Below are 18,816 nucleotides of genomic sequence, written 5' to 3'. Positions count from 1 at the left end.
TTCTCCGGGCAGCGGCCACGGCGGACCACCTCCGATGCCCCGATGCGGATCGCTCGACATATTCATTAATTATGATGTATTGTCGGTTGAGGGAAGCGGAGGAATCACCTTGGCACATGTCGTCGTCCTCGGAGCCGGTCTCGGCGGCTCGATCATGGCCTACGAACTGCAGCAGCAACTGCGTAGCGAGGATCGCATCACCGTCGTCACAAGGGATCCGGCCTACCACTTCGTGCCCTCGAACCCTTGGGTGGCCGTCGGCTGGCGCACCCGTGGCCACATCACCGCCGATCTGACGCCAACCATGCAGCGTCTCGGCATAGCCTTCCGCAAGACGCCGGCCACCCGGCTTCTGCCGGCGCAGAACAGGGTGGAGCTGGCCGACGGAACCTCCCTCTCCTACGACTATCTCGTGCTGGCGACGGGCCCCGATCTCGCCTTCGACGAGATCGAGGGGTTCGGACCGGAGGGCCATACCCAATCGGTCTGCCACATTGACCATGCCGAGGCCGCGCACGAAGCCTTCGAGCGCTTCTGCGAGGAGCCCGGCCCGATCGTCGTCGGTGCCGCGCAGGGCGCGAGCTGCTTCGGCCCGGCCTACGAATTCGCCTTCATCCTTGATGCGGCCCTGCGCAAGCGGAAGATCCGCGACCGGGTGCCCATGACGTTCGTCACCTCCGAGCCCTATATCGGCCATCTCGGGCTCGACGGCGTGGGCGACACCAAGGGCCTGCTGGAATCCGCCCTGCGGACGCGGCACATCAAGTGGCTGACCTCTTCGCGCGTAGCCCGGGTCGAAAAGGGACTGATGCATGTCGAGGAGGTGGGTCAGGACGGAACGACAAGGCCGCATGCCCTGCCCTTCGGCTATGCGATGATGCTGCCCGCCTTCCGCGGCGTGAAGGCGGTGTCGGGCATCGAGGGCCTCTCGAACCCGCGCGGCTTCACCATCGTCGACCGCCACCAGCGCAACCCGACCTATCCCAACATCTTCGCCATCGGTGTCTGCGTGGCGATCCCTCCGATGGGCGAGACCCCCGTGCCCGTCGGCGTGCCCAAGACCGGCTTCATGATCGAATCGATGGTGACGGCCACGGCCCACAACATCGCGGCGCTCGTCCGCGGGAAGGAGCCTGACGAGGTGGCCACCTGGAACGCCGTCTGCCTCGCGGATTTCGGTGATCGCGGCATCGCCTTCATCGCGCAGCCGCAGATCCCGCCCCGCAACGTCAACTGGTCGTCCGAGGGCCGCTGGGTGCATTTCGCCAAGATTGGCTTCGAGAAATACTTCCTGCGCAAGGTGAAGATGGGCACGGCCGAGCCGATCTACGAATGGGCGGCAATGAAGATGCTCGGCATCGACAAGCTCAAGGCCGCGCGCAAGGGATGACCCCTTGCCAACGCCCGCGCCGCGGGCCAGCCTGCGCCGCATGGATCGCGATTTCCTCATCATCGGCGGGGGCATAGCCGGGGTCTCGGCCGCCGCCCGCCTGTCCGAACTGGGTTCGGTCACATTGCTCGAGGCCGAGGACTCCCTCGCGCATCACGCCTCGGGCCGCTCTGCCGCACTTTACGAGCCACGCTACGGGCTTCCGCCGGTCGTGGAACTGTCGCTCGCCTCGGGCGACTTCTTCCGCCAATCCGACGGCATCCTCTCGCCTCGCGGGATCATGGTTCTCGGCCGGGATCACGAAGCCGAACGCTTCGCCACCGAGGCGGGCCTCATGCATCTGGAGCAGATCTCTCCGGACGAGGCCCGCGCCATCGTGCCGATCCTGGCGCCGGAGGTCTCGCATGTCGGTCTGGCAGGACACGCCTGGGACATCGACACCGACCTCCTCCTGCAGCGCTTCGCGCGCGAGGCCCGCGGCAGGGGCGCCCGGATCCTGACGAACGCTCCCGTGACTTCCATCGCGCGCGATGGGACAACATGGCGCGTGACCGCGGGCGAGGAGCATCGCGCCCGCATCCTCGTCAATGCCGCCGGCGCCTGGGCCGACCGGCTGGCTGAAATGGCGGGCGTTCGGCCGCTCGGCCTCACGCCGTACCGGCGCTCCATGGCGCGCATTCCGGCGCCGGGCGGGCTCGACGTCTCGCGGTGGCCGATGATGTTCGGCGTGGGCGAGACCTGGTATGCCAAGCCCGATGCGGGCGCGCTGATCGTCTCGCCCGCCGACGAGGATCCGCAGGAGCCCCATGACGCCTGGGCGGACGACATGGTGCTGGCCGAGGGGCTGGCGCGGTACGAGGAGATGGTGACGGAGCCCGTGACGCGCCTCCTCGCCTCCTGGGCGGGCCTGCGCACCTTCGCGCCCGACAGGGTGCTGGTCATCGGAGAGGACCCGCGCGTGCCCGGTTTCTTCTGGCTCGCAGGCCAGGGCGGCTACGGGTTCCAGACCTGTCCGGCCGCAAGCCGCCTCATCGCCGACCTTGTTGGCGGTCGCAGCCCCGAGATGCCTGCGGCGCTCGTCGCGGCCCTCTCGCCCCAGCGGTTCGCATGAGCTTGCAGCTGCCCGATTCCGGCGCGCCGACGGGGCCGGACGGTCGCCGCCACGCCCCTTCGGCGGACCGCAATGCCGAGGCGATTCTCGCCGTCCTGCGCGCAGAGGCGCCAACGGGGCGGCTGCTCGAGATCGCCTCGGGCACCGGGCAGCACGCCGCACGTTTCGCGGCCGCGTTTCCCGCGCTGCTCTGGCAGCCCTCGGACCTTGATCCCGAGAACCTCGTCTCGATCGAGGCCTGGCGCAGGACCGCTGCCGCCCCCAACCTTCTTGCTCCGATTGCGCTCGATGCGGCCCGGCCCGGATGGCCGGAGCGTTACCCCTCCGAGGCGGTGCTCATCGTGAACCTGCTGCACCTGATTCCGGACGAGGACGCCGCCTCTGTCCTCGCTCAGTCCGCTTCCGCGCTGACGGCGGGCGGAACCCTCTTCCTTTACGGCCCGTTCCTGCGCGACGGCCGCCCAGGCAGCGACGGGGATGCGGATTTCGACGCGAGCCTCCGCGCGCAGGACCCGAGGCTCGGCCTGAAGGACAGGGCCTGGGTCGAGGCGCAACTCCTTGCCGCCGGCCTCCGGCCGCGCGTGGTCGAGATGCCCGCCCACAACCTGATGTTCGTGGCCCGCCGCGCCTGATCCTGCGCGGCCGCGCCCAACCTGCGCGGCCGGCGGAACTTCGCCCGGACGCCCCGTTCGGCGCCGCCGTTACGACCTCCGGTGGCGGACGCTCTCCCGAGGGGTGACAGCCGTCCGCAGTTGCGGCAAAGTCGCGCCTGTCTTCCCCACCCCACCCGGAGCCCCATGACCCGACGCCTCCTCGCCCTCGGCCTCGCGGCCCTGCTGCTGTCCTGCGGCAAGCCCGAAGTCACCGCCGAACTGCCCTCGGGCCAGACCGTCACCATCGCGCCGCCCAGCTTCGGCGACGCCCGACCCCACCCCTGGAACGGGCGGGCGCCGTCGAGCTATCAGGTCCACGGGATCGACGTCTCGCGCTTCCAGGGCCTGATCGACTGGCCCACGGCGGCCGAGGCGGGCGTGTCCTTCGCCTTCATCAAGGCGACCGAGGGCGGCGACCGTCTCGACGTCGCCTTCCACGAGAACTGGCGCGGCGCGGGCCGCGCCGGCGTGCCGCGCGGCGCCTACCATTTCTTCTACTTCTGCCGCCCCGCCGCGGAACAGGCCGACTGGTTCATCCGCAACGTGCCGAGATCGCCGCGGGCCTTGCCGCCGGTGCTCGACATGGAGTGGAACCCCTTCTCGCCCACCTGCACCTTCCGCCCCGAGCCTGCGGTCGTCAGGGCAGAGGCGCTGACCTTCCTGCGCGAGGTCGGCGCGCATTACGGAAAGCGTCCGATCATCTACACGACGATCGATTTCTTCGAGCGGAACGAGATGTGGCGCCTTGAGGGCTACGACTTCTGGCTCCGCTCTGTAGCCGCCCACCCGCACGAGCGCTACGCGGGCCACCCCTGGACCTTCTGGCAATATACGGGCACGGGCATCGTGCCGGGCATCGGCAAGGTCACCGACATCAACGTCTTCAACGGCGACGCCACCCGATGGGCCGCCTGGCTGGCGCTGAACCTGCGCTGAGGCTTTCGCTCTCGCCCAAGTATCCTCGGGGGGCCGCCGGCTTGGCCGGCGGCGTTGGGGGGCAGACAGCCCCCCATCCCGGGTTCAGCCGTCCTGACGGATCCGGGCGTTCTTCGGATCGTAGGGCGAATCCTCGGCAACCACGGCTTCGAACGTGTCACGGAACATCCGCACCTGCAGCTTCGTGCCGACTTCGGCGAGGTCGGGGCGGACGTAGCCCATGCCGATCTGCTTGCCGAAGGCGACCGACCAGCCGCCCGAGGTCAGACGCCCGACCTTTTCGCCGTTCAGCAGCAGCGCCTCCTTCCCCCAGGGATCGGCATCGGCCGGACCGTCGATCAGCAGCGTCACGCATTTCGAGCGGATCCCCACGTCGAGCATCGCCTGCTTGCCCTGGAAGTCCTTCGAGAGGTCGATGAAGCGGTCGAGACCCGCCTCCAGCGGCGTGGCATCCCGGCCGAGCTCGCTGCCGAAGGCGCGATAGCTCTTCTCCTGCCGCAGCCAGTTCTGCGCACGGGCGCCCACGAGGCGCAGCCCATGCGTCTCGCCCGCCTTCAGCAGCAGGTCCCAGAGATAGGTCGACATCTCGATCGGGTGATGCAGTTCCCAGCCAAGCTCGCCCGTATAGGCCACACGCACCGCGCGCACCGGACACATGCCGAGTTCGATGTCGCGATAGCTGAGCCACGGGAAGCGCTTGTTCGACAGCCGCGTCGCCGGGTCCGCATCCCGGACGACCTCGTTCAGGATCGCGCGCGAATTCGGGCCGGCCAGCGCGAAGACGCCCCATTGGGTGGTCACGTCATGGATGTCGATCCAGCCGAAGTCGGCGATCTTCTCCTCGGCACATTTCCGCAGGTAATCCGCGTCATAGGCCGTCCAGGCGCCGGCGGAGACGAGGTAGTACTCGTTCTCGGCCAGCCGCACGATGGTGTACTCGGTGCGGGTGGTGCCGGTGGGCGTCAGGGCGTAGGTCAGGTTGATCCGGCCGACGGCCGGCAGCTTGTTGCAGGTGAACCAGTCGAGGAAGGCCGTGGCGCCGGGGCCCCGCACCAGGTGCTTGGTGAAGGCTGTCGCGTCGATCAGGCCGGCCGTTGCGCGCAGCGCCTCGGCCTCTTCGCGCGCGTAGGGCACCCAGGCGCCGCGGCGGAAGCTGCGGCTGTCGTGATCGAAGCTCGAACCGGCATCGAGCGGGCCGTAGTAGTTCGGCCGCTCCCACCCGTTCACCTGGCCGAACTGCGCGCCGAGCGCCCTCTGCCGGTCATAGACAGGGGCGGTGCGCAGCGGGCGGCAGGCTTCGCGCTCTTCATCCGGATGGTGAAGGATGAAGACGTGCTCGTAGCATTCCTCGTTCTTCCGCGCCGCGTATTCGGTCGTCATCCACGAGCCGTAGCGCTTGGGATCGAGCGAGGCCATGTCGATCTCGGCTTCGCCCTCGGTCATCATCTGCGCGAGGTAGTAACCCGTGCCGCCCGCCGCGGTGATGCCGAAGCTGAAGCCCTCCGCCAGCCACATGTTGCGCAGGCCCGGCGCCGGGCCGACCAGCGGGTTGCCGTCGGGCGTGTAGCAGATCGGGCCATTGTAGTCGTCCTTCAGGCCCACGGTCTCCGACGACGGCAGACGGTGGATCATCGACATGTATTCCTCCTCGATCCGCTCGAGGTCGAGCGGGAAGAGGTCGGCGCGGAAGCTCGAGGGCACGTCATAGAGGAACCGCGCCGGGGCGTTCCGCTCATAAGGGCCGAGGATCCAGCCGCCGCGTTCCTCGCGGACATACCACTTCGCGTCGGCGTCGCGCAGGACGGGGTGCTGCGGGTTGGTCTTGCGCCACTCGACCAGCGCCGGGTCGGGCTCGGTCACGATATACTGGTGCTCGACCGGGATCGCCGGGATCTTGATGCCGAGAAGTCGCGCCGTGCGCTGCGCGTGGTTGCCGGTCGCGGTCACCACATGCTCGGCGTGGATCTCGAAGGTCTCCTCGGTCGGGATCAGGTTGCCGCCCACTTCCGCCATCCGGCAGCAGGTGACGATCCACTCGCTGCCGGTCCAGCGATAGCCGTTGACCTGGATCTTGCGCTCGATGGTGCAGCCCAGCTGCCGCGCGCCCTTGGCCATGGCCTGTGTCACGTCGGCGGGGTTGATGTAGCCGTCCTGCGGGTGGAACAGCGCGCCCTTGAGATCCTCGGTGCGGACGAGCGGCCAGCGCTCCTTGATCTGGGCCGGGGTGAGGAACTCGTGATAGACGCCTGCGGTCTCGGCGACCGAGGAATAAAGCATGTATTCGTCCATCCGGGCGTCGGTCTGCGCCATGCGGAGGTTGCCGACCACATAGAAGCCCGGGTTGAGCCCGGTCTCGGCCTCCAGCCCCTTGTAGAAGTCCACCGAATACTTGTGGATGTGGGTGGTGGCATAGCCCATGTTGAACAGCGGCAGCAGTCCCGCCGCGTGCCAGGTCGAGCCTGCGGTCAGTTCGTCGCGCTCCACCAGCATCGTATCCCAACCCGCCTTGGCGAGATGGTAGGCGATGCCGTTCCCGACGGCGCCGCCGCCGACGACAAGGGCTTTCACATGGGTCTTCATCCGCGCACTCCGTCACCGCAGGGTCTGCCGCATCAATGACTCATCGTGGCCATTCGGAACAGGTCAGCCCGACCTAATGCGTCCGAAAACGACATGGGATCGGGATGGATGCGCAGCTTCGACGGGCGAGAGCAGGTCGATGCCCGGCGAGGCCGGCGCCGAACCCGTCAGATCTGTGTCGAGGAGGCCCGGTGCGGGGATGTCCGGCCGCAGGCGACGAGCGTGTCAACGCCCGAGACGCTCTTCCCTGCGCCTTGCACGGGAGATCCCTGAACCCTCGTGAGCCAGACTCAGGCGCGCCGCAGAAGCGCCGAGAGGGCGAAGGCAAGTGCTGCGGCCGCAACGATGGACGGGCCGGCGGGCGTGTCAAAGGCGAAGGATGCGCCAAGGCCGGCGAGGCTGGCCGCCGCACCGATGAGTGCCGCGAGGAACGCCATCGGCTCGGGGTTGCGCGCAAGTCCGCGTGCCGCCGCGGCCGGGATGATCAGCATGGCCGAGATCAGCAGCGCCCCGACGACCTTCAGCGCCACCGCCACCGTCACCGCGAGCGCCAGGGTGAGAATCAGCCTCTCGCGCCCAGGATCGATGCCGGAGGCCGCGGCCAGATCCTCGTTGATCGTGGCGGTGAGAAGCTTCGACCAGCGCCATAGCAGCAGCGCGACCACACCGGCGGCTCCGGCCCAGATGAAGGCGAGGTCGCGCGGCGATACCGCAAGGATGTCGCCGAAGAGCCAGGCCGAGAGGTCCGTGCGCACCGAGGGCAGGAAGCTCACCGCGACGAGACCGAGAGCCAGCGCCGAATGGGCCAGCACGCCCAGCATCGTGTCCATCGCCCAGCCTCGCCCGCTGAGCATGGCCACCGTCGCCGCCATCGCCAACGCCACAGCCAGCGTCCCGATCCCGACCGGCAGTTCCATCGCGAGCGCCAGGGCCACGCCCAGGATCGCCGCGTGGGAGGTGGCGTCGCCGAAATAAGCCATGCGGCGCCAGACCACGAAGGAGCCGAGCGGCCCCGTCGCAAGCGCCACGCCGATGCCCGCCAGCGCGGCGCGAATGAGGAAATCGTCAAGCATGATGGTGATGATCGTGGGAATGGCCGGCGTCGTGGGTATGATCGTGGTCGTGCTCGTGACGGTAGAGCGCAAGCGCCCCCTGCGTGCCATGTCCGAACAGCGCGCGATACTCGGGCGCATTCGAGACCACCCGCGGCGTGCCCTCGCAACAGACATGGCGGTTGAGACAGATCACCCGGTCCGAGGCTGCCATCACGACATGCAGGTCATGGCTGACCATCAGGACCGCAGCGCCGGTGGTCGAGCGGACCTCCTCGATCAGCCGATAGAAAGCGGCCTCGCCCGGCTGGTCCAGCCCCTGGGTCGGCTCGTCCAGCATCAGGATCTCGGGGTCGGTCAACAGCGCGCGGGCGAGGAGCACCCGCTGGAACTGCCCGCCCGAAAGATCCGCAAGCTGCCGCCCAGCCACTTCGGGCACACCCACGCGCCCGAGTGCGCCCTCGACCTCGGCACGCGAGCGGCGGCGGGGCAAGGACAGGAAGCGCGCGGCCGTCAGCGGCAGCGTCCCGTCCACCTGCAACCGCTGCGGCACATACCCGATCCTGAGATCCGGCTTTCGGCTCACGCTGCCCGCGGCGGGCGGCAGGATCCCCAGAAGCGCGCGCAGCAGCGTGCTCTTGCCCGAACCGTTCGGCCCGACAATGGTGACGATCTCGCCCGGCGCGATCGAGAGGCTGACGTCCGACAGGATCTCGTCCCTGCCCCGCCGGACGGCCAGATGATGAGCGGCGATCAGGCTCATGCGGCCGTCCGGCAGGCAGGGCACAGGCCGACGGCCTCGATGTTGGTCCGTTCGATCGTGAAACCGAACCGGTCGGCGGCAGTATCCAGCGCCTCGCGCACCGCTTCGGCCGGTGCCTCGGCCAGCGCACCGCACTGGCTGCAGATCAGGAAGGCCGGCGCATGGGTCTCGCCCGGATGCATGCAGGCCGTGAAGGCGTTCAGCCGCCGGATGCGATGCGCAAAGCCATGCTCCACAAGGAAATCCAGCGCCCGATAGGCCACAGGTGGCTTGTTGCCGAAACCCTCCTGCGCCAGGCGGTCCAGCACCTCGTAGGCACCCAGAGCGCGATGCTCCTCGAGCAGGATCTCCAGCGTCCGCCGACGCACCGGTGTCAGCCGGACCCCGGCCGCCTCGGCCGCTGCCTCGGCATGGGCGAGGATCGAGGCCGCACATCGGCTGTGGTCATGCGGCGCAAAGGCCGCGGTGCCTGCGGTGAAAGCGACCATCCTCTTCCCCTTGACGTGTTACGTTATAACGTATTACCTCTGTGCCACCCCGAAGGAAAGGCCGTTTCATGCGTTATACCATATCAATTGCCCTCGCCAGCCTGCTCGGCAGCCCGGCCATGGCCGACGTTCCCCGTGTGGTGACCGACCTGCCGCCGGTGCATTCGCTGGTCGCCCAGGTGATGGGCGACCTGGGCGATCCGGTCCTGCTGCTCGACCGTGGTGCGGATGCCCATTCCTTCCAGCTCCGCCCCAGCCAGGCGCGGGCGCTGTCGAATGCCGACCTCGTGGTCTGGATCGGACCCGAGATGACCCGGTGGCTCGACCGCGCGCTCGAGGGCCGGGATGGCGAGGACATCCGTCTGTCGACCGTAAGCGGAACGCACCGGCAGGACTTCGGGCCGGGGGCCGCGCATGATCATGACCACGGCTCCGCGTCCGCTGACGACCACCTCGCCGACGACGGGAACCCCGCAGCCCAAGAGGCCGATCACGACCATGCCGCAGAGGTGGAGCCCGACCATGCCGAGGGCGGAGGTCATGACGACGAGGATCACGACCATGCGGGGCTCGACCCGCACATGTGGCTCGATCCGGCCAACGCCGAGCTCTGGCTCGCCCGTGTCGCGGCCGAACTGGGTCGGCTCGACCCGGAACATGCCGCGACCTATTCGGCCAATGCCGAGAGCGCGGCTGCCGCGATTGCCGATCTCGACCGCGAGACGGCCGACCGCCTGAAGGCGGCGCAGAGCCATCCGTTCTACGTCTTTCACGAAGCTTACGGCTATTTCGCGTCCCATTACGGGCTGAGCGTTGCCGGCAGCGTCTCGGCCGGTGACGCGGCAGCACCCGGCGCCGCGCATCTGGCCGAACTTCGGCAACAGATGTCCGGCGGGCAGCCCTGCCTCTTCCCCGAGGCGCAGCACGATCCGAGGCTTGTCGAGCAGATTGCGCAGGAGACGGGCGCAAAAGCCGGGCCCGCGCTCGATCCCTCGGGCAGCACGCTGGAGCCCGGCCCGCAACTCTATGCGCAGCTCATCCGCGGCCTCGCCGACGGCATCCTCTCCTGCGTCGCACCTTGACCCTGCGGGCCCTCCGGCGCAGCCTTCGCACCTGAACCGGAGGAACCCGATGTCCGCCACCCGCTTCGGCACCGCCCCCGACGGGCAGACCGTCCATCGCATCGAGCTTCGGGCTGGCGATCTCCGTATCGCCGTGCTCGACTGGGGCGCGATCCTGCAGGACGTGCGAATGGCCGGGATCGACTGGCCGCTGACGGCGGGCTCGCCGGATTTCGAGGCCTACCTCGGGCCGTTGCGCTGGTTCGGGGCAATCGTGGGGCCGGTGGCGAACCGGCTCGGCGGCGCCAGCGCGCGGATTGGCGGCCGGCAGGTGGCGTTCACACCGAACGAGGGCGGAAATCTCCTGCATTCGGGGCCGCAGGGCACCTTCGCCCATCGGTGGCACACGGTCGTGATGGAGGACGCCCGCGCGCTTCTCCGCCTCGACCTGCCGGACGGCAGCGACGGCTTTCCCGGCAACCGCCGCATCGAGGCGGAATACCTGCTGGAAGCGCCCGCCACGCTTCGCCTTCGCCTGACCGCGACCTCAGATGCGCCGACGCTGATGAACCTCGCGAACCACAGCTACTGGACCCTCGACCCCGAGCCGGGGATCGCCCGACAGCACCTTCGGGTGGCGGCCGACCACTGGCTGCCGACCCGGGACGGCCTGCCCACTGGCGAGATCCGGGAGGTCGGGGACCGGATGGACTTTCGTCCCGGCCGCACGTTCCAGGCCGCGGAGGAGATCGACCACAACTTCTGCCTCTCCGAAGCCGCGCGTGCGCTGACCGAGGTGGCCTGCCTCACCGGCCGCTCCGGCGTCAGCCTGAGCCTTGCCACGACGGCCCCCGGCCTGCAGGTCTACACCGGCCGCGACCTCGACAGCCGCCCCTTCCGGGGCCACCATGGCCGCCCCTTCGGGGCCTTCGATGCGATCGCGCTCGAGCCGCAGCTTTGGCCGGATGCGCCGAACCACCCCGCCTTCCCGACGATCACCCTGTCGCCGGGCGAGGTCTTCCGGCAGGAGACGCGCCTCGCCTTCTCGGCGTCGAGGGAGTGACGGCCGTCTCCGATCCACCCGAACGCCTTGCGCTTCAGCCCGCTGCCGCGCGATACCAACGCACGATCGCCGCCCGCTCTTCGGGCTCCATGTAGCTCAGGTTGCCCGGCGGCATCGCATGGGTGATCCCCGCCTGAATGTAGATGCGCCGTGCCTCGTGCGCGATCTGTGCCGGAGTCTCGAGCCGCACGTTCTTCGGCGGCCAGAGGAGCCCGTCCCATCCCGGCTCCGCCGCATGGCACATCGAGCAACGGCCCATCACGATGTCCGTCACCTCCTCGAAACCCGCAGCTTCGGCAAAGCGCGCAGCGCTTCCGCCGAGCGCCGCCTCGTCCGCCGGCGCCGCAGCCCGCATTGGCGCCGTCGAGAGCCAAGCCAGAACGAGGAAGATCACGGCGGTTGCTGCCCAGGTCCAGTGCGGGTTGCCCTTCTTCGCATGCCGGCTGTTGAACCAGTGCCGGATCGTGACCCCCATGAGAAACACCAGCGCGGCAATGAGCCAGTTGTGGCGGGTTGCGAAGATCAGCGGGTAATGGTTTGACAGCATGAGGAATATGACGGGCAGCGTCAGGTAGTTGTTATGCGTGCTGCGCTGCTTCGCGATCTCGCCGTATTTCGGGTCGGGTCGCCGCCCGGCCTTCAGGTCCGCCACCACGATCCGCTGGTTCGGCATGATCGTGAGGAAGACGTTCCCGCTCATGATGGTGGCCGTAAAGGCGCCGAGATGCAGAAGCGCCGCCCGGCCTGAAAAGACCTGCGTATAGCCCCAGGACATCGCCACCAGCACCGCGAAAAGCAGGAGCATCAGCACGGTCGGATGCCGCCCCAGCGGGGAGCGGCACAATCCGTCATAGACGAGCCAGCCGAGCCCCAGCGAGGCCAGCGAGATGGCTACGGCCTGCCAGACAGTCAGATCCATCACGTTGGGGTCGATCAGGAAGAGCTCGGCGCCGAAGTAATAGAGCAGGACCAGCATGGCGAAGCCGCTCAGCCAGGTGGCATAGCTCTCCCATTTGAACCAGGTGAGATGCTCGGGCAGGAAATCAGGCGCGACGAGATATTTGTTGATATGGTAGAAGCCCCCACCATGAACCTGCCATTCCTCGCCATAGGCAAGCGGCGGCAAGGAGGGCGTCTTCCGCAGCCCGAGATCCAGCGCGATGAAATAGAAGGACGAGCCGATCCAGGCGACGGCAGTGATGACATGCGTCCAGCGTGCGGCGATCATCACCCATTCCCAGAGCACGGCATAATCGTACATCGGCAGTCTCCCGGCTGCGGCCGCACAGGGCCCGTCTTCCTGTTGTTCCCGGATCGCACGGGAAGTTCAATCGCCACGACGCGGGTCGCGTCGCCCTCTCCGGTGCTCGGCGCGGAACTGGCAGAGCAGCGGCGTGCCGCCATGCGCAACCCGCGATCTGCGTGGCCGGCTCGACCCGACGCGCCGCCCTCGATTCTTTTCTTTATCTCGCGCGCATGTTTGCCAGCTTTTTCCTTCGCACCGCAGCCTTCATCAGGCAGAGTGGCCACCGAAGGAGGCAGGACCATGATGGAAAGCTCGATCAACGTGCTCGGCGAGCCGCTCGAGACCTGCTCGACGGAGCCGCTCACAGGCTTCTTCCGCAACGGCTGCTGCGATACGGGTCCGACCGACAGGGGACAGCACACGGTCTGCGCGCTGATGACGGCAGAATTCCTTGCGCTGTCGAAGTACCTCGGCAACGACCTCTCCACTCCGCGACCGGAACATGGCTTCAAGGGCCTGAAGCCCGGCGACCGCTGGTGCCTTTGCGCCGGCCGCTTCCTGCAGGCGCACGAGGAGGGCGCGGCCCCCCGCGTGCGTCTCGGCGCCACGCATCGCCGCACGCTCGAGGTGGTCCCCCTCGAGGTTCTCAAGCTCTACGCCATCGACCTCGCCTGACCAGGCATTCTTCACTCCGGAAAAACAGCCGCGGGGACAGCCCGGCCATTCGACCAGGCCGCGGCAGACCGCCCTCCGCGCGCGGGTTCGGATGCGCTTCACGGTCAGGAGGACCGGAGGGGCGGTCGCGAACCTGCGCGGTCAGATCTTCATGTCGAAGCCGAGGTGCTTCGCCACGGTGAAGATGTCCTTGTCGCCGCGGCCGCACATGTTCATGACGATGATGTGGTCGCGGGGCAGCGTCGGCGCGATCTTGATCACATGGGCCAGCGCATGGCTCGGCTCCAGTGCCGGGATGATCCCCTCGAGCGCGCAGCAGAGCTGGAATGCCTCGAGCGCCTCGGCATCGGTGATCGAGACATATTCGGCGCGGCCCGTATCATGGAGCCACGCATGTTCCGGCCCGATCCCCGGGTAATCGAGGCCCGCCGAGATCGAGAAGCCCTCGAGGATCTGTCCGTCCGCATCCTGCAGGAGATAGGTCCGGTTGCCGTGCAGCACGCCCGGCCGTCCGCCGGTCAGCGAGGCGCAGTGTTCCATCCGGTCGTCCACGCCCTTGCCACCGGCCTCGACGCCGATGATCCGGACGGAAGGGTCGTCGAGGAAGGGGAAGAAGAGGCCCATGGCATTCGAGCCACCGCCAATGGCCGCGATGACCGTGTCGGGCAGGCGTCCCTCGCCCTCCTGCTCGGCCAGCTGCCAGCGGACTTCCTTGCCGATGATCGACTGGAAGTCGCGCACCATCGCCGGATAGGGATGCGGCCCCGCCACCGTGCCGATGCAATAGAAGGTGTCGCGCACATTCGTGACCCAGTCGCGCAGCGCGTCGTTCATCGCGTCCTTCAGCGTGCCGCGACCGCTCGTCACCGGCACAACCTCGGCGCCCAGCAGCCGCATGCGGAAGACGTTCGGCGCCTGCCTCTCGACGTCATGCGCGCCCATGTAGACCACGCATTTCAACCCGAACTTGGCGCAGACCGTGGCCGTCGCCACGCCATGCTGGCCGGCGCCGGTCTCGGCGATGATCCGCGTCTTGCCCATTCGGCGGGCGAGGATGATCTGGCCCAGCACGTTGTTGATCTTGTGCGCGCCGGTGTGGTTCAGCTCGTCGCGCTTCAGGTAGATCTTCGCTCCCCCGAGATGCTCGGTCAGCCGCGGTGCAAAGTAGAGCGGCGAGGGGCGGCCAACGTAGTTCGTCCACAGGTCGTCCATCTCGGCCCAGAAGTCCGGGTCGGTCTTGGCATGTTCGTAGCGCGCCTCGAGGTCGAGGATCAGCGGCATCAGCGTCTCGGACACGAAGCGCCCGCCGAAGATGCCGAAGCGCCCCTGTTCGTCCGGGCCGGTCATATAGCTGTTGATGCCGTCGTCCGCCATGGCGCCCACTCCCTCTCAGTCCAGCGCCCGTTTATACCCGATGTGCGATGCGGTAAAGCCGAGGCGGTCGTAGAAGCGGTGAGCCCTCTCGCGCGAACGGTGGGTCGTGAGCTGGATCAGGCTGGCCCCGGCCGCACGGGCCCGTGCCTCGGCATCCGCCATCAGCAACGCGCCGAGCCCCTGCGAGCGCAGGTCGGCCGACACACGCACCGCCTCGACAAGCGCGCGGGTCGCGGCCCGCAGCGACAGGCCGGGCAGGATCGCCAGCTGATAGGTCGCGACCACCCGCCCCTCGATCTCCCCCACCAGCAGGAACATGCTCGGCGCTTCGGCCATGCGGTCGAAGGCGGCGAGATAGGTTTCCAGATCCGCGGTCTCGCGCTGCGCGCCGAGCGCATCATCGGCCAGAAGCGCCACGATGGCGGCCACGTCCGCGCGTTCGGCCGCGCGAAATACGATCATCGGGCAGCCTTGAGGAACGCCGCGATCCGGTCCGGATCCTTCACGCCGGGCGCGGATTCGACGCCGGACGAGACGTCCACCTGCGACGCCCCGGTCCGCCGCACGGCTTCGGCCAGGTTCTCGGACGTGAGCCCCCCCGCGAGCATCCACGGTCGGATCCAGTGCCTTCCCGCGATCAGGCGCCAGTCGAAGGAAAGCCCGTTCCCTCCGGGCAGGGCCGCGCCCTTCGGCGCCTTGGCGTCGATCAGGATCTGGTCCGCCGCCAGCGACTGCTCGAGGATCTGCGGCAGGTCAGTCTCGTCGGCCACGCCCACCGCCTTCATCACCGGCAGGCCGTAACGGGCGCGCACCTCGGCCACGCGCTCGGGGCTCTCGTGGCCATGGAGCTGGATCATGTCGAGCGGCACGGCCTCGACGATCGCGTCGAGCGCCGCGTCGTCGGCATCCACGGTCAGGGCCACCTTTGCGATGCCGGCGGGTGCCGACAGGGCCAGCAAGCGCGCCTGATCCAGCGAGACATTGCGCGGCGATTTCGGGAAGAACACCAGACCGAAGTAGGCCGCGCCCGAGGACGCGGCCACCTTTACATCTGCTTCCGTCCGCAGCCCACAGACCTTGACGCGGACAGGGGCCATCAGGCCGATTTCGAGAGCGCCGTCAGAACGTCGTTCTTCGGAGCGCCGGCGGCGTTCGCCGTCTCGACCTTGGATTTCAGCGTGGAGACCTCGCGCTGCAGGGTCTTAACTTCCTTCGCCTTGCGACGGGCTTCGGCGCGATGCTTGTGCTCGCGCATCCATTCCCAGAAGAAGCCGATCAGCAGGCCGGCGACGATGCCGCCGAAGATCACCGCATAGAGCGGAAGCTCCATCGACCAGGCAGCCCAGTCGGTGCCCACGAAGGTCGACAGGTTTTCCGGCATGAGTTTCACCGCCACCGGATCCCGGTGGGCGAGCGCGACGGTCAGCAGCACCACCGCAAGGACGACGAGGAAGAGGATACGCAACCAACGGATCATAGGGTCCTGCTCACCATTCAGAGGGGCAATGCCGCGCGTTCACTTCGCGTTCAGGCGGTCGCGCAGCAGCTTGCCGGTTTTGAAGAAGGGAACCTTCTTGTCTTCGACTTCGACGGCTTCACCCGTTCTCGGGTTGCGGCCGACTCTGGCATCCCGCGACTTGACCGAGAATGCGCCGAATCCGCGCAGTTCCACCCGATCCCCGCGGGCCAGGGCCTCGATGATCTCCTCGAAGACGGTATTCACGATCCGCTCGACGTGACGCTGGGTGAGGTGGGGATTTTCGTCGGCTATTTTCTGGATCAGTTCCGATCGGATCATCCTTGCCCCCCTGAGCCGCCTTCGGCGGACGCCTTATGCAAGGGGAGGATAGAGGAAAAAATAGCTCTGCACAAACTGGAAAACCGTGGAATCAGGGGCACTTCCGGGCAATGGGCGGAGAAATGCGAAGGGCTCCGCGATCCCGCGGAGCCCTCCCTTAGTCCCTGAGGCGAACTCAGCCGCGTTCGCTGTTGCGCAGCGCCGCGCCGAGGATGTCGCCCAGCGACGCGCCCGAATCGGACGAGCCATACTGCTCGACGGCCTCTTTCTCTTCCGCGATCTCGCGCGCCTTGATCGACAGGCCGAGGCGGCGGGTCTTGGCGTCCACGTTGGTCACGCGAACATCGACCTTGTCGCCCACCTGGAAGCGCTCGGGGCGCTGGTCGGCACGGTCGCGCGACAGGTCCGAGCGGCGGATGAACGACTTCATCGAGTTGTATTCGACCTCGATGCCGCCGTCCTCGATCGCCGTCACGGTCACGGTGATGACCGAGCCGCGCTTCACGCCCTCGATGGCTTCCGAGAAGGTGTCGTCGCCGAGCGCCTTGATCGAGAGCGAGATCCGCTCCTTGTCGGTGTCGACCTCGGTGACGACCGCCTTCACGACGTCGCCCTTGCGGTAGTTCTGGATGGCTTCCTCGCCGCGCTGATCCCAGCTGAGATCCGAGAGGTGCACCATGCCGTCGATGTCGTGCTCGAGACCCACGAACAGACCGAATTCGGTGATGTTCTTGACCTCGCCCTCGATCGGGGTGCCGACCGGGTGGGTTTCGGCAAAGACTTCCCAAGGGTTGCGCATGGTCTGCTTGAGACCGAGCGACACGCGGCGCTTGGCGCTGTCGATTTCCAGCACCATGACGTCCACCTCCTGCGAGGTCGAGACGATCTTGCCGGGGTGCACGTTCTTCTTGGTCCAGCTCATTTCCGAGACGTGGACCAGACCTTCGACACCGGCTTCCAGCTCGACGAACGCGCCGTAGTCGGTGATGTTGGTCACGCGGCCCTTGTGCACCGAGCCGATCGGATAGGCTTTTTCCACCGCATCCCACGGATCGGACTGGAGCTGCTTCATGCCCAGGCTGATACGGTGGGTTTCCTTGTTGATCTTGATGACCTGGACCTTCACGGTCTCGCCGATCGACAGGATCTCGGACGGGTGGTTCACGCGGCGCCACGCCATGTCGGTGACGTGCAGCAGGCCGTCCACGCCGCCGAGGTCGACGAACGCACCGTATTCGGTGATGTTCTTGACGACGCCGTCAACGGTCTGGCCTTCGAAGAGGTTCGAGATGACCTCGGCGCGCTGTTCGGCGCGGCTCTCTTCGAGGATGGCGCGACGCGACACGACGATGTTGCCGCGGCGACGGTCCATCTTCAGGATCTGGAACGGCTGCTTCATGCCCATCAGCGGGCCGGCATCGCGCACGGGGCGCACATCGACCTGCGAACCGGGCAGGAAGGCCACGGCGCCGCCGAGATCGACGGTAAAGCCGCCCTTGACGCGACCGAAGATGGCGCCTTCGACGCGGGTCTCGTTGGCATAGGCCTTCTCGAGACGGTCCCAGGCTTCCTCGCGCTTGGCCTTGTCACGGCTGATGACGGCCTCGCCACGCGCGTTTTCCACGCGGTCAAGGTAGACCTCGACCTCGTCGCCGACAGAGATGTCGACGTTGCCGCTCATGTCGGCGAATTCCTTCAGGTCGACGCGGCCTTCCATCTTGTAGCCAACGTCGATGATGGCCTGGCCCGCTTCGACGGCGATGACCTTGCCCTTCACGACCGAACCCTCCTGGGGGGTATCGATCTGGAGGCTCTCGTTCAGGAGGGCCTCGAATTCTTCCATGGTTGCTTTAGCGCACATGCAGTCAGTTTTCCTTTTCACATCATTTTTCACGGGCCTGGCGGTTGGCTCCGCCGGTCTTTTCGCATCCGCAGCGAACACGGGCGCTTCAAAACAACAAGGGCCGAGGATTACTCCCGACCCTGCGCCTGCCTGAGTCTGATGGCTTCGATCGCCTTGTTCACTGCCGCGTCTATAGTCAGTTCCGTCGTGTCGAGCAAGAGCGCATCGGGCGCCGGCCGCAGCGGCGCCGCCTCGCGCTCCCGGTCGCGCCGGTCGCGCTCGCGCAGATCGGCCAGGATCTCGGCCTCGGTGCCCGCCCCGCCCTTCGCCGCCAGTTCCAGCCAGCGCCGCCGCGCGCGCTCCTCGTCCGAGGCGGTCACGAAGAACTTCACCTCCGCTTCGGGACAGATCACCGTGCCGATGTCGCGCCCGTCCAGAACCGCCCCGCCCTCGCGCCGGGCGAAGTGCCGCTGAAAGTCGACGAGCGCCGCCCGCACCTCGGGCAGCGCCGCCACGCGGCTCGCCGCCTGCCCCGCCTCGGCCGACCGCAGGTCGCCACGCTCGAGGTCGGCGAGCTCCAGGCCGCGCGCCGCCGCCACCGGCTCGGCCCCTTCGGCGACCTTCGCGCCCACGGCGCGGTAAAGCAGCCCCGTGTCCAGATGCGCGAAGCGGAAATGCGCCGCGACCGCCCGCGAGAGCGTGCCCTTGCCGGCCGCCGCCGGCCCGTCGATCGCCACCGTGAAGCGCATGCCGCCGCCTTTCATTCTCGCTCAAGTATCCCGC

General features: G+C 67.7%; 19 protein-coding genes. 7 read left to right on the top strand and 12 right to left on the bottom strand.

Annotation, left to right across the window (positions count from 1 at the left end; translation table 11 throughout):
* Nucleotides 1-109 precede the first annotated feature (109 nt).
* From ACTVZP_RS17490 to ACTVZP_RS17475, 4 genes are all read left to right on the top strand, one after another.
* Complete coding sequence (locus ACTVZP_RS17490) at nucleotides 110-1,390, top strand: NAD(P)/FAD-dependent oxidoreductase (RefSeq protein ID WP_443213445.1); 1,281 nt, start codon at nucleotides 110-112, stop codon at nucleotides 1,388-1,390.
* A 40-nt stretch (nucleotides 1,391-1,430) separates the two neighbouring features.
* Nucleotides 1,431-2,501, top strand: coding sequence for an NAD(P)/FAD-dependent oxidoreductase (locus ACTVZP_RS17485; RefSeq protein ID WP_443213477.1), 1,071 nt, complete (start codon nucleotides 1,431-1,433; stop codon nucleotides 2,499-2,501).
* Entirely contained in the window at nucleotides 2,498-3,133 is a 636-nt protein-coding gene (locus tag ACTVZP_RS17480) for a DUF938 domain-containing protein (protein ID WP_443213444.1), read from the top strand. Before ACTVZP_RS17485 ends, ACTVZP_RS17480 begins: the two co-directional genes overlap by 4 nt.
* Before the next feature lie 165 nt (nucleotides 3,134-3,298).
* The gene (locus ACTVZP_RS17475; protein WP_443213443.1) at nucleotides 3,299-4,090 is read left to right on the top strand and encodes a glycoside hydrolase family 25 protein; all 792 of its coding nucleotides are present in this window, start codon (nucleotides 3,299-3,301) and stop codon (nucleotides 4,088-4,090) included.
* An 84-nt stretch (nucleotides 4,091-4,174) separates the two neighbouring features.
* Here the strand turns inward: ACTVZP_RS17475 and ACTVZP_RS17470 are convergent, their stop codons facing one another.
* The 4 genes from ACTVZP_RS17470 to ACTVZP_RS17455 form a co-directional block, all read right to left on the bottom strand.
* Nucleotides 4,175-6,670: a GcvT family protein gene (locus ACTVZP_RS17470; protein WP_443213442.1), complete on the bottom strand. Its 2,496-nt coding sequence runs from the start codon at nucleotides 6,668-6,670 to the stop codon at nucleotides 4,175-4,177.
* Nucleotides 6,671-6,960: 290 nt separating this feature from the next.
* Nucleotides 6,961-7,743, bottom strand: a complete 783-nt coding sequence (locus ACTVZP_RS17465; protein WP_443213476.1) for an iron chelate uptake ABC transporter family permease subunit — start codon at nucleotides 7,741-7,743, stop codon at nucleotides 6,961-6,963.
* The gene (locus ACTVZP_RS17460) at nucleotides 7,736-8,485 is read right to left on the bottom strand and encodes a metal ABC transporter ATP-binding protein (RefSeq protein ID WP_443213441.1); all 750 of its coding nucleotides are present in this window, start codon (nucleotides 8,483-8,485) and stop codon (nucleotides 7,736-7,738) included. The genes ACTVZP_RS17465 and ACTVZP_RS17460 overlap by 8 nt, the downstream gene beginning before the upstream one ends.
* Complete coding sequence (locus ACTVZP_RS17455; protein WP_443213440.1) at nucleotides 8,482-8,973, bottom strand: transcriptional repressor; 492 nt, start codon at nucleotides 8,971-8,973, stop codon at nucleotides 8,482-8,484. Before ACTVZP_RS17455 ends, ACTVZP_RS17460 begins: the two co-directional genes overlap by 4 nt.
* A 68-nt stretch (nucleotides 8,974-9,041) precedes the next feature.
* Between ACTVZP_RS17455 and ACTVZP_RS17450 the strand changes: the two genes are divergently transcribed.
* Together ACTVZP_RS17450 and ACTVZP_RS17445 are read left to right on the top strand one after the other, a co-directional pair.
* On the top strand, nucleotides 9,042-10,055 hold the full coding sequence (locus ACTVZP_RS17450) for a zinc ABC transporter substrate-binding protein (RefSeq protein ID WP_443213439.1): 1,014 nt from the start codon (nucleotides 9,042-9,044) through the stop codon (nucleotides 10,053-10,055).
* A 49-nt stretch (nucleotides 10,056-10,104) separates the two neighbouring features.
* Nucleotides 10,105-11,097, top strand: coding sequence for an aldose epimerase family protein (locus ACTVZP_RS17445; protein ID WP_443213438.1), 993 nt, complete (start codon nucleotides 10,105-10,107; stop codon nucleotides 11,095-11,097).
* A 34-nt stretch (nucleotides 11,098-11,131) separates the two neighbouring features.
* Here ACTVZP_RS17445 and ACTVZP_RS17440 read toward each other — a convergent pair whose 3' ends face one another.
* Nucleotides 11,132-12,358 carry a urate hydroxylase PuuD gene (locus tag ACTVZP_RS17440; protein WP_443213437.1) on the bottom strand — a complete coding sequence of 409 codons (1,227 nt, stop codon included), beginning with the start codon at nucleotides 12,356-12,358 and terminating at the stop codon, nucleotides 11,132-11,134.
* A 285-nt stretch (nucleotides 12,359-12,643) separates the two neighbouring features.
* Here ACTVZP_RS17440 and ACTVZP_RS17435 point away from each other — a divergent pair, with 285 nt between their 5' ends.
* On the top strand, nucleotides 12,644-13,018 hold the full coding sequence (locus ACTVZP_RS17435) for a DUF2237 family protein (RefSeq protein WP_443213436.1): 375 nt from the start codon (nucleotides 12,644-12,646) through the stop codon (nucleotides 13,016-13,018).
* 141 nt (nucleotides 13,019-13,159) lie between these two features.
* Here the strand turns inward: ACTVZP_RS17435 and trpB are convergent, their stop codons facing one another.
* The 7 genes from trpB to ACTVZP_RS17400 all read right to left on the bottom strand — a co-directional run bounded on the left by trpB (nucleotide 13,160) and on the right by ACTVZP_RS17400 (nucleotide 18,782).
* On the bottom strand, nucleotides 13,160-14,392 hold the full coding sequence (gene trpB / locus ACTVZP_RS17430) for a tryptophan synthase subunit beta (protein ID WP_443213435.1): 1,233 nt from the start codon (nucleotides 14,390-14,392) through the stop codon (nucleotides 13,160-13,162).
* Nucleotides 14,393-14,407: 15 nt separating this feature from the next.
* Entirely contained in the window at nucleotides 14,408-14,854 is a 447-nt protein-coding gene (locus ACTVZP_RS17425; RefSeq protein WP_443213434.1) for a GNAT family N-acetyltransferase, read from the bottom strand.
* Nucleotides 14,851-15,489, bottom strand: a complete 639-nt coding sequence (locus tag ACTVZP_RS17420) for a phosphoribosylanthranilate isomerase (RefSeq protein WP_443213433.1) — start codon at nucleotides 15,487-15,489, stop codon at nucleotides 14,851-14,853. The genes ACTVZP_RS17425 and ACTVZP_RS17420 overlap by 4 nt, the downstream gene beginning before the upstream one ends.
* Nucleotides 15,489-15,869: a LapA family protein gene (locus ACTVZP_RS17415; protein ID WP_443213432.1), complete on the bottom strand. Its 381-nt coding sequence runs from the start codon at nucleotides 15,867-15,869 to the stop codon at nucleotides 15,489-15,491. The genes ACTVZP_RS17420 and ACTVZP_RS17415 overlap by 1 nt, the downstream gene beginning before the upstream one ends.
* A gap of 39 nt (nucleotides 15,870-15,908) precedes the next feature.
* Nucleotides 15,909-16,190 (bottom strand): integration host factor subunit beta, encoded by a 282-nt coding sequence (ihfB, locus tag ACTVZP_RS17410; RefSeq protein ID WP_011910760.1) that lies wholly within the window; start codon nucleotides 16,188-16,190, stop codon nucleotides 15,909-15,911.
* 175 nt (nucleotides 16,191-16,365) lie between these two features.
* Nucleotides 16,366-18,051, bottom strand: coding sequence for a 30S ribosomal protein S1 (gene rpsA, locus ACTVZP_RS17405; RefSeq protein ID WP_443213431.1), 1,686 nt, complete (start codon nucleotides 18,049-18,051; stop codon nucleotides 16,366-16,368).
* Between the two features lie 110 nt (nucleotides 18,052-18,161).
* Nucleotides 18,162-18,782 (bottom strand): (d)CMP kinase, encoded by a 621-nt coding sequence (locus ACTVZP_RS17400; protein ID WP_443213475.1) that lies wholly within the window; start codon nucleotides 18,780-18,782, stop codon nucleotides 18,162-18,164.
* Nucleotides 18,783-18,816 lie beyond the last annotated feature (34 nt).

It is taken from the genome of Rhodobacter sp. NSM (assembly GCF_052244495.1).
Classification (GTDB): domain Bacteria; phylum Pseudomonadota; class Alphaproteobacteria; order Rhodobacterales; family Rhodobacteraceae; genus Cereibacter_A.
This window is presented reverse-complemented; position numbering and strand designations above follow the sequence as displayed.

What these genes read in the sequence shown, in the direction of transcription:
- ACTVZP_RS17475 (WP_443213443.1), top strand. Translation starts at nt 3,299, where the DNA reads ATGACCCGACGCCTCCTCGCCCTCGGCCTCGCGGCCCTGCTGCTGTCC.
- ACTVZP_RS17470 (WP_443213442.1), bottom strand. Translation starts at nt 6,670, where the DNA reads ATGAAGACCCATGTGAAAGCCCTTGTCGTCGGCGGCGGCGCCGTCGGG.
- ACTVZP_RS17450 (WP_443213439.1), top strand. Translation starts at nt 9,042, where the DNA reads ATGCGTTATACCATATCAATTGCCCTCGCCAGCCTGCTCGGCAGCCCG.
- ACTVZP_RS17425 (WP_443213434.1), bottom strand. Translation starts at nt 14,854, where the DNA reads ATGATCGTATTTCGCGCGGCCGAACGCGCGGACGTGGCCGCCATCGTG.
- ACTVZP_RS17485 (WP_443213477.1), top strand. Translation starts at nt 1,431, where the DNA reads ATGGATCGCGATTTCCTCATCATCGGCGGGGGCATAGCCGGGGTCTCG.
- ACTVZP_RS17400 (WP_443213475.1), bottom strand. Translation starts at nt 18,782, where the DNA reads ATGCGCTTCACGGTGGCGATCGACGGGCCGGCGGCGGCCGGCAAGGGC.
- ACTVZP_RS17460 (WP_443213441.1), bottom strand. Translation starts at nt 8,485, where the DNA reads ATGAGCCTGATCGCCGCTCATCATCTGGCCGTCCGGCGGGGCAGGGAC.
- ACTVZP_RS17420 (WP_443213433.1), bottom strand. Translation starts at nt 15,489, where the DNA reads ATGGCCCCTGTCCGCGTCAAGGTCTGTGGGCTGCGGACGGAAGCAGAT.
- rpsA (WP_443213431.1), bottom strand. Translation starts at nt 18,051, where the DNA reads ATGTGCGCTAAAGCAACCATGGAAGAATTCGAGGCCCTCCTGAACGAG.
- trpB (WP_443213435.1), bottom strand. Translation starts at nt 14,392, where the DNA reads ATGGCGGACGACGGCATCAACAGCTATATGACCGGCCCGGACGAACAG.
- ihfB (WP_011910760.1), bottom strand. Translation starts at nt 16,190, where the DNA reads ATGATCCGATCGGAACTGATCCAGAAAATAGCCGACGAAAATCCCCAC.
- ACTVZP_RS17415 (WP_443213432.1), bottom strand. Translation starts at nt 15,869, where the DNA reads ATGATCCGTTGGTTGCGTATCCTCTTCCTCGTCGTCCTTGCGGTGGTG.
- ACTVZP_RS17455 (WP_443213440.1), bottom strand. Translation starts at nt 8,973, where the DNA reads ATGGTCGCTTTCACCGCAGGCACCGCGGCCTTTGCGCCGCATGACCAC.
- ACTVZP_RS17465 (WP_443213476.1), bottom strand. Translation starts at nt 7,743, where the DNA reads ATGCTTGACGATTTCCTCATTCGCGCCGCGCTGGCGGGCATCGGCGTG.
- ACTVZP_RS17435 (WP_443213436.1), top strand. Translation starts at nt 12,644, where the DNA reads ATGATGGAAAGCTCGATCAACGTGCTCGGCGAGCCGCTCGAGACCTGC.
- ACTVZP_RS17445 (WP_443213438.1), top strand. Translation starts at nt 10,105, where the DNA reads ATGTCCGCCACCCGCTTCGGCACCGCCCCCGACGGGCAGACCGTCCAT.
- ACTVZP_RS17480 (WP_443213444.1), top strand. Translation starts at nt 2,498, where the DNA reads ATGAGCTTGCAGCTGCCCGATTCCGGCGCGCCGACGGGGCCGGACGGT.
- ACTVZP_RS17440 (WP_443213437.1), bottom strand. Translation starts at nt 12,358, where the DNA reads ATGTACGATTATGCCGTGCTCTGGGAATGGGTGATGATCGCCGCACGC.